Here is a 17,104-nt window from a genome sequence, read left to right on the forward strand (position 1 = left end):
TTTCAAAGAGTTTTTCTTGACTTTTCTTTCTGCTAATATTATACTTAGAATGTATGAATAGGATAAAAAATTTTATCCTGTTTAGAAAAGAAGTATCAATGGAGGTATGAAATGAACACTATCAAGTTTTGTGCTAAGTGCGGAGCGCCAATAGGTCCAGAAGAAAAATTCTGTGGCGGCTGCGGTGCGTCTGTCGCCGAAATGGAAGCCGAAGCAGGCATTTCCACACAGCAGGCAGCACCTGCTCAGGCACCCGTTCAGCAGGCTCAGCCTGTACAGCAGCAGGCTCCTCAGTATGACCAGCAGTATGCACAACCAGCAAACAACTACGCTCAGGCAGCAGCTCCTGCGGCTGCAAAGCCAAATCCTTTTGCTAAGCTTGGCGAATGGGTAAAGGGTCACAAGAAGATAACACTTATCGCCGCTGCAGCTCTTATCGTTGTTATCGTTGCGATCATCATTCTGTGCAACATTCTTAAATATCAGGTGATCGACGCAAAGGATCTTTTCAAGTTTGAATTTAAGGGCATTGACGGCTGTGGCTATGTTGAGGCAGAGCTTAACTGCTATGACAAGAGCTACTATTCAATGGCAGACGCTACAAGCGCTCTCGGCGACCTTGCTGACGAGACAGATCTTGACCTTGGCGACCTTGATGATCTTTCCGACTATGCAAGCTCATCTGACAAGTCATCAAAGGTAAGCAAGTATTTTGCACTTGACAAGAAAACTCTTACAAAAGCATTTAACAAAGCTGATGATTTTACAGAAGCTAAGAAGATGAGAAATGCCCTTCTCAAAACAAATAGCGATGGCGAGTATAAGCTGAAGATCACTTTTGATAAGAAAGCAAACAAGAATCTTAAAAACGGTGACAAGGTAAAATGCACCGTAAAGTACAACGAGGATTCTCTCAAGGACAAGAACATAAAGCTAAAGAACACTGAGTTTGAGGTAACTGTAAAGGATCTTAAAAATGGTGAGGAGATCGACTTCTTCAAGGGCGTTGAGGTCAAGTTCTCAGGCTTTGACGGCAACGGCTCTGCTGACGTTTCATATGACTCAGCATATCCATTTATCTACTATGATTATGACTACAAGTCAGATCTGAAAAACGGCGACAAGTACACTGTTACAGCTAACATAGACGTTTATGGCGCAGAAGAAAGCGGTGACATGACTTGGTTTGAATATGACGACAAGTATTATACATACAAGACAGCCGACGTTAAGGACGGCAAGGTAACAAAGGATTTCACTGTTGAGGGTCTTGAAAAAACTCAGGAGATCGACCCATTCGAGGGACTTGAATTTGAATGCTCAGGCGGTGTTCCATTTGTTAAGCCTTACTCAGTAAAGGACGAGTCTATCCCTGCTGCTCTTAAGGACAATGTTTCTTACTCAGTATCATGCGATGATTATATTGGCATCGGCGGCACATTCAAGGTAACTTGCAGCCCTTATTCCTCACTTGCAAGAAATGGTATCACACTTTCCGGCAAAACTGAAACAAACGATTGGGGCGACACTGTTTATGTTAAGGAAATAACAGTTGACGAAACATTCCCTGCATATGTAACAGCTGACAACGGCAAGGCTGCTATGGACAGCTATCAGTCATATCTCGACGACAAGATCGAAGACATGAGAAAGGATATAAAGGGTCATTACGCTCCATATCCTGCTGACTTTGACGGCAAGGTAACATCTATCGAGTCTTTTGATTACGTTGACACTTATGTTGCATTCACAAACAAGAAGAATTATGATTCTTGGGAGAACACAAATGCACTCTACAATCTTTACAAGATAACTGTAAAGACAGATAAGGAGAAAAAGGCAGTTTCATTCTATGCTTCGATCTACTGCTCAAATATCGTTGCAACAGGTGAAACATTTACTGAAGAGCCTTACTTCTCAACATCTTACTACAACAAAGAAGCAGATTTCAAGAAGAAGGTAATTGAAGCCGAGGGTTACACAACAACTAAGGCTGGTGCGGCTTCAAAGCCTGCAACTGACGATTCTTCATCGGCTGCAGCAAACGAAGCAACAACTACGACCACAACAACAGCAAAGACCGATTCTTCTGTAGCAGAAACAACTACATCTGCAAAGGATAAGGCAACAACCACAACTCTCGTTCCATAAGAGTTAAATAGTGAGAAACACGCCGCGGAAATTTTCTGTGGCGTGTTTTTATGTCCTGACAACTCTTGAAAACCTTGTCAAAATGTGATATAATATTTGTTACGATAATAAAAAAACAGCTCCGAAGAACCGGAGCTGCTTTATGAAACGATCGTTATTTAAGGCACTGTGAACCATTTTCAAAAAGCACTTTGTTGAGCTTTGCCACATCATAGCCTTTGTTTATTGCGTCAATGAGTATGCAATCACGGGTGTTTTTAGGATAAAGCTGAGCTTCACCCGCAAGGGTCAGAAGTCGCTGAACGGTATCAACATCAAGCTTCATTGCAAGTGCGATAGCGATTATCTTATCCTTGCTTGGAAGTCTTGCTCCTGCAAATATCTGATATCCATATATTTGATTTAGCTGGGATATTCTTATGACCTCTATCTTTGTCATCTTTTTCTTTTTCACAAGCTCACAAAGATAACGTGCAAAATCCTGTCTGTCAAGAGAATCCTTATTGTTGCTTAGAAAACTGTTGATATCATCGCTTCCATTTAGCTCCTCCATAAGCTGTGTTGTTTTTTTCATGTCACCAGTTCCTTCCTATAATAATTTATTTTTTACATTTTTACATTGGAGATGAGAAATATGTCACAAAAAAGCTTATATGATTTTGAAACAGAACAGATCGACAAAATGTTCGACTGCAAAAACTATCTATTTAAAAACAGCAAGCACGAAAAAGTCATTTTAGAGAGTGACACAGGTGTAAAAATGGTGCGGCACATTATCTATAAGCCTGCTGACGTTTCTGTATATCAAAGGCTCGCATCGATAAATAATCCATATCTTTGCCGTATCTACGAGATCTCCGAAAGCACTGAAGCGTATACTATCTATGAAGAATTCTGCGACGGCATGACTCTTACGGATTATGCAAACGGCGAAACACTGGCAGAACACGACGCCCTGAACATTACCTGCTCCATATGCCAGGGATTGTATGCTCTTCACAACAGCGGCATCGTTCACCGTGATATAAAGCCTGATAATATTATAATATGTGACGACAATAATGTCAAGATTATAGATTTTGATATTTCTAAAATTTATAAATCTAATCAACGCTCTGACACCCAGACTTTAGGAACTGTAGGCTTTGCCGCACCTGAACAATTCGGTATGCAGCAATCTGACGCAAGAACAGATCTCTATTCTCTGGCAGTGCTTCTGAACGTTCTTTTGACAGGCGAACACCCATCGGTCAAAATGTGCGAAAACAAGAAAATTTTGAAAGTCATAAAGAAATGCCTTTCTATCAATCCAGACGACAGATATAGCACTGCGGAAGAGCTGTACAATGTGCTTAATAAGATCAGGAGAAAACTAAAATATGAAAAAATGTCCTAATTGCGGAAGAATTCTTCATGACGATTCCATTTTTTGCTTTGGCTGCATGAGCGAAATAAACAAGAGGCAAGAAATAGTTCTCGCTACCCCCAAAAAAGTGTTTTTAAAAGCAAAAATAACCACACCAATAATCGCTGTGGCATTAGTATCCGCAACTGTTTTCGGGGTGTATACTTATAATAACAATAGTGATAAGACCACGGCTGTGAAAAAAAGCACACCTCGATCTGCTGCCACTGTCACCACAAATACACCTGTGACAACTACTCTGCCTCCCGTCACCACTGTAATGACTACTACCACAAAAAAGCGTGAGCCTGACAAGGCTGCCCTTGCGTCAGATATTGCAGAAGGGGCGGCATTAGCAGAGTCAAAAGCCGCCGCAGTCACCACCACTACCACTACAGAAAAAGTGACTGAGCCTGTGACAGAGCCTGAGATACAGCAGGATATACCCCAGGAAAACACAGAAGATACTCAGCAGGACGAGCCTGAATATTACTCCCCTGATGGTGCAAGTCAGATGACCCTTGACCTGCTCGATTATGTAAATCCTCTCCGTGAGAAATATGGTCTGAAACCACTCCGTGCAAGCGGACAGCTTGATGAATGTCTGCAAAAGAGCCTGTATCAAATGGACGACTACTGCCAAGGCATTGGCAACGTATACGAACATCTCTCTGAGGTCGGTCTGCCTAACAACAGCAAAATACGACAATTCACAGTAAACAACAGCTGTGTTTCAGACTATGACGAGGCATACACAGAGCTTTTTACTTGGTTAAAAAATAATGCAAGCTTCGGTTTCTCTTACGGTGACAATCTGATCAACGGCTTGGAAGATTACACATATCTTGGTGTTTGCTTTTTCCATGATGATATAGTTCAGGAAAGAAAAGACCATATGTGGAATGACCCAGATAATGATGAATACGAATCTATGCCGCTATATCAATGCTATGTTTATGTTATGAAATAAGCCGACAATATCCGACTTAAATATTTTATGCGATTGTGATATAATAAAGGCAACACAAAACGTAAAAAACAAATTACAAAAAAAGAGGATATTTATGAATAATCAGACTAATAACGAGAATTTATCCCAAGGCACTAATGGCCAGCCTGACGAATACAGCGCTTATCGTGATGAAGAATACGAAAGAATGCGCATTGAAATGGAAAAACGCCGTGCCGAAAGGCGCGCAAGAGAACACAGGCGTGTTATGAAAAACCGTATCATTGCCATAGCAATTCTTTTGGTGATAATTTTTGTGATAGTGAAAGCCTGTGGTGGAAAGTCAGACAACAAGCCTGCTGCTGATTCATCATCACAGACCGAAAGCACAAAGCAGGCGGAAGCAAAGACCACCACCAAAAAGAAAACCTCCGACAACAGCAAAGCAGAAGAAACAAAGCATAAGATAGAGCAGTCAAACGGCATGACCTTTGTTGACGGCATTCTTATCGTAAACAAGACCTACTCCCTGCCATCAGATTATGCACCGGGCGTAAGCACAATTGCACAGAACGCCTTTGACGAAATGGCAGCTGCAGCGGCTCAGGACGGCATAACGCTCTTTGTAAATTCAAGCTATCGTTCATATCAGGATCAGGAATCTCTTTATAACTCCTATGCCGCAGAGCGTGGCACAGAAGCCGCAGACGAGGTATCTTCCCGTCCGGGACATTCAGAACATCAGACGGGTCTGACCTTTGATGTTAACACCACCGAGGACAGCTTTGCAGGCACTCCTGAGGCAAACTGGCTGGCTGAACACTGTGCAGAGTACGGCTTTATTATCCGCTACCCTGACGGAAAAGAGGATAAAACAGGATATGTGTACGAGCCGTGGCATATTCGCTATCTCGGCAAGGAAAAAGCCCAGGCGGTAACAAAGAGTGGACTTTGCCTTGAAGAATATCTTGGTGTCACCTCTGATTACAAATATGCCGAAGATCAGAACTGCTCAAGCCTGAACACTTCCGACACACAATCAAGTCAGGCGGACGGCTATTATCAGGACAACACAAATTATGATTATCAATACTGATACAAACACAAAGCGGACAGCCACAGGAAAGTGGTTGTCCGCTATTCTTTACTTTGTCATACGGGACGTCGAAAACGCAGTCCCCTACAGCCAAATATCCGTTACTTATTTTCTGAGCTTTCTGTGCTATCGGAGCTTTCCAAACTGCTGTCATCATAGTGGACAGGCTCAGTTGTAAGACCCTTATCTCCTGCCTCTACGGCTTTCTCAGTCATATCGTCAACTATGCGTTTGAAAACTTTGAACGCCTTATCATAATTCTCCTGCATAGTTTCCTTAGAGTCGCCCAAAGTCTTAACTGGCACTCTCATTGAAAGATGGATATCATTCGGCATATTCTCGAAGTTAAGCTCCTTTGCCATGATCTCCATGTTCCAGCTCATGCCCATATCATCAACATACTTGTTGTTCGGAAATTCCTTTGGCAACTCAGGAGTCATTATTGACTTGAACTCCTCGTCAGTGTTTGAGTCTGTTATAACAAGTATAGACTCGCCCCCCTGAAGCTGTGCCAAGAACTTAGTGCTGTTCACGTTCTGTTGCTGATAATCGTCGCTGTGAGAATTTAGCGGAATCATAATGACCTCAACATGGACATAACCATTGCCGTCAAGATCGTCCGTGTATTTTTCAAAGAACTCCTCCAGTTCCTCCTGACGTGTTTCCAAGCCATTGTTTGCGATCATAAGCACTGTCAAGTCTGCCTTTTCACGCCTTGCAGCGTCAATAAAAATAAATGCCGCCACCGCTATGATAAATATTGTAAAGATTATCCACACCTTGTTGTGATAAAAGAAATTCTGCACCTTTTCAAAGCCATGAAGCTCTCTTATCTGGTCATGCTCTTCCTTTATGGAAGACTCGCTTTCATCAATAACTCCGCTTTTGAGCTTCATAAGCTCGATACGCTCCTGAGCAAGCCTGCGTTCACGTTCCTTTTCTTCCTGACGTTCACGCTCACGTCTTTCAGCTTCCGCCTGCTCTAAAACCTGCCTTTCACGCTCCTCAGCCTCACGCCTTTGCTGAGCCAGCGTGCGCTCATACTCTGCGTCATCAGCGTCCTCCAACAGACCCTGACCCTCCAGACTTTTGTCGAGCTTTGATATATTAATGTCCTTTTCGTCTTTTTTTGACATATCACTGCCGTCCTTTGCGAGATATTTTATATCATATTAGTATAAACCAATAATATTAACTCCGTATTAACAAAAAAGAGATAGCATTTTCATGAAAAATGTCTATATACAATTAAAGATAAAATGTGTATAATATACATAAATCAAATAAATTAAGTTGTGATAATAACATTTTAGTGGAAAGAGGAGAGATAGCAATGCTTGAAAAGATCATACAGAAAAACACAGAAAAATCAAAGATATCCGAACAGCTAAAAGGGCTGAGAGAACAGCTCACCCTGCTTGAAAACAAAATAAAGACCGCAGGAGTGCCTGTTATAATCACATTTGACGGCTGGTCTGCCGCAGGCAAAGGCTCGATGATAGCAAAGCTCATACGCTCTCTTGACCCACGTTTTTACAAGGTGGTGTCATTTCGTGCGCCAAACGAGCAGGAAAAGCGTATGCCATGGCTGTGGCGTTATTGGCAAAGCCTGCCGAAAAAAGGTGAATTTCTTATCCTTGACCGAAGCTGGTATCGTGACACTGTGAACGCCTTTATGTACGGTGAGATAGACAAGGAAACAAGGGATAAAAGGCTTGATGATATCAGAACCTTTGAAAGACAGCTTACTGACGATGGCTATGTTCTCGTGAAAATTTTCCTGCACATTACCGAAGACGAGCAGAAAAAGCGTATCGAAAAGCTGGAGAACTCCTCTGTTACAAGCTGGCGTGTGGAAAGCCACGATATAAAGAACATGGAAAAATACGATAAGTTTTTCCGCAGATATGACAAAATGCTTGAAAGCACAAACACGGCATTTGCTCCGTGGACTTGCGTTTGGGCAAATGAACGTGCCTCTGCTGAGCTTGAAGTGCTGACAGCGGTCACAAAGGCAGTAAGCACTGCAGTTTCCGCCAAGGAGAAGGGCGAGCATTATATTCCCGAACCACAGTTCGACACCTGCGGATACAATTATCCTGAATATAAAACTATTGAAATGCCTGCTCTTGCAGAAGTGGATATGAACAAGTCCCTTGACGAAGCGGAATATGAGAAAAAGCTGAAAAAATATCAGGACAAGCTTTTCAAGCTGCAAAATCTCTGCTATCAGAAGAAGATACCTGTTATAATATGCTATGAAGGCTGGGATGCAGCAGGAAAAGGCGGAAATATCAAGCGCATTGCGGCTGCCCTTGATCCAAGGGGCTATGAAGTTCACCCTATCGCTGCACCCGAACCGTCAGAGCTTGCAAGGCACTATCTATGGCGTTTCTGGACACGTCTTGAAAAGAATGGTCACTTTACTATCTTTGACCGCACATGGTATGGCAGAGTAATGGTAGAGCCTATAGAAAAGCTCACCCCCGAAGAACGTGTGAACATGGCTTATCGTGAGATAAACGAGTTTGAAAGCCAGCTTCATGATTGGGGCGCAGAGATAATAAAATTCTGGGTGAATGTTGATAAAGACGAACAGCTCCGCCGTTTTAACGAGCGTGAGAACACGCCTGAAAAGCGTTGGAAGATAACCGATGAGGATTGGCGCAACCGTGAAAAGTGGGACACCTATGAGAAATATGTTGACCGCATGATAACACTTACCTCCACAGATATAGCACCATGGACGATACTTGAGGGCAACGATAAAAAATACGCCCGCATAAAAGCACTGAAAACTATTGTGAAACGCCTTGAAAAGCGTTTGGAAAAAGAAGATAAATAAAAAAAGCGGCGAAGCGTAATGCTCCGCCGTCTTTTATTTGCCGTCAGATCAGCATCCGCAGCCGCCGCAACCATTGTCGCAGCCACAACCACCGCAGCCGTTTCCGCAACCGCCACAGCCATTTCCGCAACCGCCGCAGCCACAGCAGAATATGAGAATAAGGATAATGATCCACCAACAACCGCCAAATCCACAACCGTTCATAAATGAAATCTCCTTTTTTATTAAGATTTATAAAGCTGAAGCTTTGCTCCGTTGCTTTATATTACAGTTTATGACGCAGAGAAAAATGTGTTACAAAAAAATCTGCAAGGAGAATTTGTCCTGTGCATAAGAATATAAAAGCGATAAAAATGCGAGAATAACAAGACGCAAAACTGTCAAGAATGTAGCTAAGACAAAGCTTTGTCTTAAACATTTTAAGGGGTGAATTTTATGAACGAACAGTTTTTTGATAGCAACAGCTTTACACCAAGGGCAAGAGAGCTTGTGAAAAATGCCGTCACTCTGGCAGGAAGCTGGGGGCATACTTATATCGGCACTGAGCATATCCTGCTCTCTGCCGCCTATGAGGAGGACTCCACAGCCTGTGCAGTGCTTCTGCGCCACGAGGTCACGGCTCAAAGGATAGAGGAGCAGATAGAATACATCATAGGCAGAGGCACGCCATGCCGTCTTACGAAAAATGACATCACTCCTAACGCTGCCGCTGTTTTAAAAGGCGCAAAAAGGCTGTGCGAGAGCATGGGTGGCGGTATCGCAGGAACGGAATACATTCTTGCTATGATACTCCGCCGCAGTGATTGCTGTGCCTTTGAGATATTGCAGCAGTTAGGGGTGAACTGCAACAAGATGTACAACGATTGCTCATTGTCAGGCAACGAGCCTAATATTTTTTCAGACAGAAATTATCCCAAGCTAAAGACCCTTGAACGCTACGGCAGAGAGCTTACACGCAAAAGCGAGTGCGAAAAATTCGACCCCTGCATAGGCAGAGAAGCTGAAACAGAACGTATCATGGAGATACTCTGCCGCCGCACAAAGAACAATCCCTGCCTTGTAGGTGAGGCAGGTGTGGGAAAGACCGCTGTTGTGGAGGGGCTTGCGAGAAAGATCATGCTTGGAGAAGTGCCGTCTGCGTTGTCCTCAAAGCGGATCTTCTCCCTTGATATAACCGCCCTCCTTGCAGGAGCAAAATATCGTGGGGACTTTGAGGAGCGATTGAAAAGCTGTATGGACGAAGCCGCAAAGGCTGGAAATGTGATACTTTTCATTGATGAGCTTCACAACATAATGGGTGCAGGAGCGGCAGAGGGTGCAATAGACGCTGCAAATATCCTGAAACCACAGCTTGCAAGGGGCGGTCTACAGCTCATAGGCGCAACGACTTTTGAGGAATATCGCAAAAATATTGAAAAAGACTCAGCTATGGAGCGACGCTTTCAGAAAGTGAAGATAGATGAGCCTGATCAAAGCCAGACCTGCCGTATCCTCAGCGGTCTTATAGACAAATATGAACAGCACCACAGCGTTGACATCTCCCCTGACCTTATCCCATATGCAGTTAAGCTTGCCGCAAGGTATGTCACCGACAGATTTTTTCCTGACAAAGCAATTGATATCCTTGACGAAGCCTGTGCCTGTGCGGTCATAGAACAAAGCGAAAATAATTCTGGTGAGAAAATATCAGACGCTTTCAACGATTATGTGAAAGGCAAGCTCACCCGTGACGAATATCTCACCGCCATAACAGAGTGCCGACCAAAGCGCATACCACTTGAAAAAAGGCACATTGACAGCGTTATTTCATCGCTCACAGGCATAAACTGCGCTGATATCGGACAGGACGAAGCCGCAAGGCTCACAGGGCTTGAAGATAAGCTAAGCGAAAGCATTGTGGGACAGCAGACGGCTATAAAGTCACTCTGCTCTGCCGTCCGCCGCTGTCGTGCAGGACTAAAGGGCAGCGACCGACCCATGGGAAGCTTTATTTTCTTAGGGTCAACAGGAGTGGGCAAGAGCCAGCTTGCAAAAGATCTTGCCAAAACGCTTTTTGGCAGAGATAATGCCATTGTAAAGCTTGATATGTCAGAATACATGGAACGCCACAGCGTTTCAAAGCTCATAGGCTCGCCCCCTGGATATGTAGGCTTTGACGAAGGTGGCAGGCTTACCGAACAAATTCGCCGCAAGCCCTACTGTGTGCTTCTTCTTGACGAAATAGAAAAGGCTCACCCTGACATCTACAATCTGCTTTTGCAGATACTAGAGGACGGCTGTCTTACCGACTCCGCTGGCAGGACAGTTTCTTTCTCCAATGTCCTTATAATAATGACCTCGAATATCGGCGTGAAAAAACTTGCCGAAACCAAGACCGTGGGCTTTTCAAACAGCAAGTCAAATGGCGAAGCAAAGAAAAAAGCCATGCTCTCAGAGCTTAAAAGCTTTATGTCTCCCGAGCTTTTAGGCAGGATAGACGAGGTGATAGTTTTCAACGACCTTACCCTTTCCGATATGGAAAACATTACACGCCTTGAAATATCCGCTCTTGAAAAAAGGCTCTCCGAACTTGGCTGTACACTCGCCTGTCAGCCAGAGGTCTACCCTTTTATCGCAAAGCAGGCACTTTCAAAAAGCGGCTCTGCACGAGAGATACGCCACATAATTACCGCCCTCATAGAAAATCGCATAAGCGATATGCTTATCTCCTCCGCCTGCCGTGACTTTTCTGTTTGCGTATCTGAGAACACCTTAACTGTCGCACAGCACCGCAGGCAACTGTGTTCATAGAAATTTTACAAAGTATAGTTGAGGGATATTTTACAAAAGCCCGCCCATATGTTATAATATTTTTATATTGTTGCCCAAGCGGCAAAAGGAGGATAAAAATGTCTGACAGAAAATACAAGCTATATTCCGACTCCACCTGCGATCTGTCGGAGGATATATTAAAAAATATGGACGTGACGCTTCTGGACTTATCTTTTGAAGTAAACGGTGTTGTAAAGAGCAAGAATGACATGACGCTGCCTGAATTTTATTCCCAAATGCGAAACGGAGCAGTAACGAAAACATCGCAAATAGGTATCTCCGACTATGAACAGGCTTTTGAAAAGGAACTTGCCGCAGGCTATGACGTGCTTTATCTTGGATTTTCGTCAGGTCTTAGCGGCAGCTTCAACACTTCCTGCATTGCAAGAGATAGCGTAATGGAAAAATACCCAGAAGGCAAGATAATCTGCATAGACTCCCTCTGTGCTTCAACAGGCGAAGGCCTTTTGCTCATAAAGGCTGACGAAAAGAAAAAGCAGGGTTTTTCCATTGACGAGCTTGCCCAGTGGATCATTGACAACAGGCTTCACCTATGCCATGTTTTCACCGTTGATGACCTGAAATATCTCCACCGAGGTGGCAGAGTATCAAAGACTGCCGCCATAGCAGGCTCTATTCTTGGCATTAAACCGCTTCTCCACGTTGACAACGAGGGACATCTTATCCCAGTTGGAAAGATACGAGGCAGAAAGCAATCCATTGAAAAGCTTGTGGATATGATGTGCGAACGCATGGGAAATTGGGATAATTCCACAGTAGCCGTCTGCCATGGCGACTGCCTTTCAGACGCAGAATATGCAGCCGACCTTATGCGAAGAAAGCTTGGCAAGAAGACCACTGTGCATATCTGCTACACAGGTGCTGTTATAGGCTCACACTCAGGGCCTGGAACTCTCGCTCTGTTCTTTATGGGCGACCAGCGATAAAAATACAATACAAAAGCGGACGAAGCCCGAAAACTTCGTCCGCTATTTTTATATGTGATATCAAAGGCCCTTTGCCTTTTTCAAAGTTATACCATTATCTCCAAGCGGCATAGCGTGGTCAAGTCCAACGAACTTGCCTCCCTCCTGCCAAAGAACTTCCTTGACAAAATCATACTTTTCCTCGTCCCATGTAACAAAATCGTCCTTTACAAGTCCGCCCGTGTCACCTGAGTTTGCATTGAAGCACCAGAAAGTGTGATTTACATGATTGTCCTTTATGAGCTTTCTCATGTAGGTCATCCAAGTTAGGTTAGGCTCTGTCATAAAGCCGCCCCACTCGCCTATAAGAAGCGGTGCGATATCCTGCTTCTGAATGTAGAACCAGTTGTCTTTCCAGCAATCTTTCATAAGGCTCTTGTATGTGTAGTCCCCCTCGAACCAAGGCTGCTGATAAACTGTCGGACCATAGTCGTGCGGCGAGTAAACAAGCTTATCCTGATATTTGCCAAGGTCGATAGGATAGTCCTTTACTCCCCTGAGGTTTCCGCCCCACCAGTTGAAATAGTAATCATCACTGTTGGTGGAGGAATAATCCCCGTTTTTCTTGATGTTCTTAGGGTATATCTCGATACCCTCGACCATTATAAGCACATTAGGATTTTTCGCAAGCACCTTGCTCGCTGCCGTTTCAGCCACATACTTCCAGTTGTTTGCGTCCTTTGAATCATTCCATATTGCCGCAGCGTCACCCTCGTTAGGCTTGCCGTGAGGCTCGTTTTTCAGGTCAAATGCAACGATAGTGTCATTGTCCTTATATCTGTCGGCAAGCCACTCCAAAGCATGGTAATAGTTCTTTACAGTGACCTTGTCAGTATACCACAGATTTACAGTATGACCGCTGGCATTGGTTTCCGCTGAATGGATATCAGGCATTACTTTAAGACCGTTTTCCTCCGCAAGCTTGAGAAAATAATCAAATATCTCAAGGCTGTTCATCGAGTTCAGCTCTTCATTGTATGCGTTATTGTAGTTCGCCTTTGGATATTCGCCCTCCGACCACTGGTTGATAAGCTCCGCTGACATAGGCACTCTTATAAGATTGAAACCGTGGTCTGCAATAGCCTCCACCGATGTCACAAGCTCGCTGTTCCAAAGTCCGTCAAATGTGTTAGTGCCTGTGTTGTAGCCAAACCAGTTCACGCCCGTGAGCCAAACCTCTTTGCCGTCCTTGTCAAGTATCTTGCTTCCGTCTGTGTGAAGCCAATCATCACCCTGTTTAGCCTTTGAGGTACGCTTTAGAAGCTTTTTAACGTCCTTTTCCGTGACCTTTTTGTCATTATTCTGATTATTGTTGTTATTGTTATTATTCTGTGATACCTTGCCCTTTTTAACAGTACACTCCACACCGTTTAGCTTTGCAGACTTAACATTGAGCTTTGTTCCAGTTCCGATATTACAGCCGATAGAGGTCGAACCGCCCTTTGCGATCTCTCCATTGTAGTCAACATTCGTGACCGTGAGTTTGTTGCCCTTGACCTTAAAGTTGCCGTTCCAGCCGTCACAGCTTTTGAGCTGGTCTATTTCAAGCTCCAGCGTCCACTCCTTGAGGGCTTCATCGGAGTTGTTCTCAATGCCTATCTCCATGCCCGTCATGACCTTGTCGCCGTCCTGCCAACTGTTGTCCCCTGAATAGGAGATGATAAAGCCCTTTTCCTTTTTGTCGTCCTTGCTTTCCTGAGAGCCTTCCTCCTCATCATCAGGCTCGTCCTCGCTTTCATCAGCCACAGAGTCCTCCTCACTGGTGTCATCGGTTTCTGAAGCCACCGCAGAACTGCTCTCCGCCTTTGAAGCCGAGCTGTCCACGTCTTTTTTACCTGATGTTGCCACCAGTATCAGTGCAATAACAAGCCCCACTATAACAGCGCCCATGCCTGCAAAAGCGATAATAAGCTTTTTGTTTATGCCCTTTTTGCCCACATTCTCCTGCTGGCTGTTTACGTCTTTTTTCTCATCACTCATAAGCTTTCCCCTTTATTTTTGATTTTTACATATTTATAAGACCGCCGAGTATTACGCCCGACGGTCGAACTTTCTTTTTTTGGCGACTTATTTTACTGACTGGAGTTTCTCGCTAAGGAACTTCTCCTCAAACTTGTCTGACGGCATAGGTCTGCCGAAATAATAGCCTTGTATAACGTCAGTTTCCAGATCTCTCAGGATATCGAACTGCACCTGTTCCTCAACGCCCTCTGCGCAAACTGCTATATGCAGGTCGTGAGAAAGATTAACTATCATTTTAACAAACACCGCAGTGTCAGGATTTTTTGCAATATCATCAATAAACGACTTGTCTATTTTAATGGTATTCAGCGGCATTTCCTTTATGCAGTTAAGCGAAGAATATCCCGTTCCGAAATCGTCCAGTGCTATCTTCACGCCCTTGTCTGTTATATGCTTCAAAAGCTCCTTCATCTTTTCCATATCATGGATAGCAAGACTTTCTGTGACCTCAAAACATATCTTCTCAGGGGGTGCGCCTGTTTCGTCAAAAAGTGTGTCTATCTTGTCAAGGAAATCAGGCTCAATTATCTGACCTACAGACAGATTGATGTTCATTCTCAAATCAAGCCCTGCGTCAGCCCACTTTTTGCACTGTCTGCCTGCGATCCTTATCATGTTCTCGCCCAAGAGATTGATATAGCCAAGTCTTTCCGCCATAGGGATAAATTCGGCAGGGGAAACCTGACCAAACTCAGGTGGATTCCACCTCATAAGCGCTTCACAGCCCACAAGCTTCTTTTCAGAGCTGCTGAATATAGGCTGATAGTACGCCGTGAAATGTGCAAAGCCGTTTGTGATATCCTTGTGCATGAGCCTTTCAAGTTCGATCTGCCTTGAAAGTATCCTGCCGATAGTTTCGTTATAATTTATAGTGCAATTCTTGCCCTGCTTTTTCGCATATGAAATGGCAAGGTCGATCCTTTTAAGAACTGTGTTTACAGTATCGTCAAGCTTTGGGAACTTCGCAACGCCCATTGAACAAGTGCAATAGCAAGTGCTGTTAGCAATCTGCCACTCTGTGTTGAACTTATCATGTATGATCTTGCATATTTCGTCGATCTCGGCCTGATCCTGATCTCTCAGAAGAACAACGAATTCATCGCTGCCAAATCTAAAAACGCTCAGCTTTTTATTCTTCTGGGCAAAATCCACAAAGAATTTACCTATCTCTTTAAGAAGTCGGTCACCATTATTGTGACCATAGCTGTCATTTATGTTTTTGAAATTATCAAGGTCAATGAGCATAACAGTGCTGTTCTCATCGCTTTCAATAATGCCCTGTATACTCTTATCAAGACTTAATCTGTTAGGAAGACCTGTGAGATTATCGTAAAAGACCTGCTTTTCGATGACCCTCTCATAATTTATCTTTTCTGAGATATCATTAAGTGTGCAAAGTCTGATAGTTCTGCCGTCATGCCATTTTATGAGTTTTTCCGACACGTTGAACCATTTGTTCATGATCTCGGAATAATAATCTCCTCCAAAAAGCAGTCCTTCCTTATGAGCAGGAAGCTCACACCAAGTCTTGCTGAAAACGTCATTTTCCTTTTTGCCGACCAGTTTCCCCAAATACTGTTCAAAGCTCTTGCTGGCAAAAACTATCTCACCACTGTCCTGTGCCACTGCAAGCACATAGGAATTCATATTATCCATAACGTCAGTAAGCGTGCGAGTAGTGCTTTCAGCATGTTCAGCCGCTCTCCTAGTATGGAGCATGCCAGAAAGTATATATGTCAGACGTGAAGCTAGCTGTATCTCCTCAAGGGACCATACTCTCTCAGGATCAGAGGACAAAAGATTGAAATATGCAACATACTTATTGGTGTCCTTGACAGCACAAGTGAGTGAACAAGGATACACCACCCCACGCAGGGATATTTTCTCCACATCTCCATTCGGATGAGCCTTATCCGCAACGTGGATACCAGTTTGCATAAGTGCTTTTTTCATTGCATTGTATCTATTTCTATTAAATTCTTTATCAAAAGCATATACAGTATATTTATGTGTATCAGCGATCAATTCATAACTCAAAGGTTCTGAGTTTTCATAGCCTGAAACTGTTACCGTAGCCGCATTGACATAAAGTGCAGAGCAAATACTTTCGAGAAAATTCTTGCACACATTATCAAATCTGTCATCGCTTTCAAGTATTTTCAAAAAGCTCTCGAACTTTTCGTTATAGGTCTTAGCTGGTATTTCCATACAAACAGCCCTCCTCTGCTTATATAAATACGTCTAGCATTATTATAACATATTTTCTGTAAAATCACAAGGGGAATTATAGAAATTTATTTATAATGCACAAAACAAATGACCAAATTTATATATTATTAAAAAACAAGCCCCGTAGTTAAGCTTAAAAAAAGTTTAACTGACGGAGCAAATGTGACCGAACCGATAAGCCGAGTTTTGTCGAGTGCGATAATCTATCTGGACTGTACGTCGCCGCACAGCTCTAGCCACCTATAGCCCCAAGTCTGACGAGCAGCCATTGACTTGCAAGCTACCATTGGTGTTGCATCGGATAAGGTTTACATAGCAATGACGTCTCCGCCATTCTGGTGGGCTTTTACCCCACCTTTCCACCCTTACCAACAAAAGTTGGCGGTATATTTCTGTTGCACTGGCTCTAAGGTCACCCTCGGCTGACGTTATCAGCTATCCTGCTCTATGATGCTCGGACTTTCCTCATAAACCTAGAACGTTTACGCTATCGCATAGCTCGCTCACACTATGATTATATCACATGAATGACGAAATGTCAAATATGCCTTTAACACAAGCAGCCCACAGAGCTGTTGTCTGTGGGCTGCAAAACGCCAGAGCCGACATC

12 protein-coding genes and 1 other RNA gene are annotated in these 17,104 nt (G+C 43.7%); 7 read left to right on the top strand and 6 right to left on the bottom strand.

Annotation, left to right across the window (positions count from 1 at the left end):
- Window positions 1–111: 111 nt before the first annotated feature.
- A complete protein-coding gene (locus tag AB5123_RS00205; protein WP_287214362.1) occupies window positions 112–2,151 on the top strand; it encodes a zinc ribbon domain-containing protein in 2,040 nt (679 codons plus the stop codon).
- Window positions 2,152–2,305: 154 nt separating this feature from the next.
- Here the strand turns inward: AB5123_RS00205 and AB5123_RS00210 are convergent, their stop codons facing one another.
- Window positions 2,306–2,725, bottom strand: coding sequence for a hypothetical protein (locus AB5123_RS00210; RefSeq protein WP_022288517.1), 420 nt, complete (start codon window positions 2,723–2,725; stop codon window positions 2,306–2,308).
- 60 nt (window positions 2,726–2,785) lie between these two features.
- On the opposite strand from AB5123_RS00210, the gene AB5123_RS00215 reads away from it, so the two are divergent.
- The 3 genes from AB5123_RS00215 (at window position 2,786) to AB5123_RS00225 (ending at window position 5,601) form a co-directional block, all read left to right on the top strand.
- Window positions 2,786–3,547: a serine/threonine-protein kinase gene (locus AB5123_RS00215; protein ID WP_267300569.1), complete on the top strand. Its 762-nt coding sequence runs from the start codon at window positions 2,786–2,788 to the stop codon at window positions 3,545–3,547.
- Window positions 3,531–4,526 carry a zinc ribbon domain-containing protein gene (locus AB5123_RS00220; protein WP_337812335.1) on the top strand — a complete coding sequence of 332 codons (996 nt, stop codon included), beginning with the start codon at window positions 3,531–3,533 and terminating at the stop codon, window positions 4,524–4,526. Before AB5123_RS00215 ends, AB5123_RS00220 begins: the two co-directional genes overlap by 17 nt.
- Before the next feature lie 94 nt (window positions 4,527–4,620).
- The gene (locus AB5123_RS00225; RefSeq protein WP_347503285.1) at window positions 4,621–5,601 is read left to right on the top strand and encodes a M15 family metallopeptidase; all 981 of its coding nucleotides are present in this window, start codon (window positions 4,621–4,623) and stop codon (window positions 5,599–5,601) included.
- A gap of 101 nt (window positions 5,602–5,702) precedes the next feature.
- Here AB5123_RS00225 and AB5123_RS00230 read toward each other — a convergent pair whose 3' ends face one another.
- Window positions 5,703–6,737 carry a hypothetical protein gene (locus tag AB5123_RS00230; RefSeq protein WP_038670764.1) on the bottom strand — a complete coding sequence of 345 codons (1,035 nt, stop codon included), beginning with the start codon at window positions 6,735–6,737 and terminating at the stop codon, window positions 5,703–5,705.
- Between the two features lie 197 nt (window positions 6,738–6,934).
- Between AB5123_RS00230 and pap the strand changes: the two genes are divergently transcribed.
- The gene (gene pap / locus AB5123_RS00235) at window positions 6,935–8,446 is read left to right on the top strand and encodes a polyphosphate:AMP phosphotransferase (protein ID WP_368364434.1); all 1,512 of its coding nucleotides are present in this window, start codon (window positions 6,935–6,937) and stop codon (window positions 8,444–8,446) included.
- A 48-nt stretch (window positions 8,447–8,494) separates the two neighbouring features.
- Here the strand turns inward: pap and AB5123_RS00240 are convergent, their stop codons facing one another.
- Window positions 8,495–8,650: a hypothetical protein gene (locus AB5123_RS00240; protein WP_022288524.1), complete on the bottom strand. Its 156-nt coding sequence runs from the start codon at window positions 8,648–8,650 to the stop codon at window positions 8,495–8,497.
- A 231-nt stretch (window positions 8,651–8,881) separates the two neighbouring features.
- Between AB5123_RS00240 and AB5123_RS00245 the strand changes: the two genes are divergently transcribed.
- Window positions 8,882–11,236 (top strand): ATP-dependent Clp protease ATP-binding subunit, encoded by a 2,355-nt coding sequence (locus tag AB5123_RS00245; protein ID WP_337812407.1) that lies wholly within the window; start codon window positions 8,882–8,884, stop codon window positions 11,234–11,236.
- A gap of 98 nt (window positions 11,237–11,334) precedes the next feature.
- Window positions 11,335–12,204: a DegV family protein gene (locus tag AB5123_RS00250; protein ID WP_278946478.1), complete on the top strand. Its 870-nt coding sequence runs from the start codon at window positions 11,335–11,337 to the stop codon at window positions 12,202–12,204.
- Between the two features lie 60 nt (window positions 12,205–12,264).
- Here the strand turns inward: AB5123_RS00250 and AB5123_RS00255 are convergent, their stop codons facing one another.
- The 3 genes from AB5123_RS00255 to rnpB all read right to left on the bottom strand — a co-directional run bounded on the left by AB5123_RS00255 (window position 12,265) and on the right by rnpB (window position 17,000).
- The gene (locus AB5123_RS00255) at window positions 12,265–14,223 is read right to left on the bottom strand and encodes a cellulase family glycosylhydrolase (protein ID WP_337812408.1); all 1,959 of its coding nucleotides are present in this window, start codon (window positions 14,221–14,223) and stop codon (window positions 12,265–12,267) included.
- Between the two features lie 87 nt (window positions 14,224–14,310).
- Window positions 14,311–16,473, bottom strand: a complete 2,163-nt coding sequence (locus tag AB5123_RS00260; protein WP_337777459.1) for a bifunctional diguanylate cyclase/phosphodiesterase — start codon at window positions 16,471–16,473, stop codon at window positions 14,311–14,313.
- A gap of 180 nt (window positions 16,474–16,653) precedes the next feature.
- Window positions 16,654–17,000: RNase P RNA component class A (rnpB, locus tag AB5123_RS00265), an RNA gene on the bottom strand.
- Between the last annotated feature and the right edge of the window lie 104 nt (window positions 17,001–17,104).

This window comes from Ruminococcus sp. RTP21204st1_B2_RTP21204_210225, assembly GCF_040914135.1.
In the GTDB taxonomy this organism is placed as follows: Bacteria; Bacillota; Clostridia; order Oscillospirales; family Ruminococcaceae; genus Hominimerdicola; species Hominimerdicola aceti.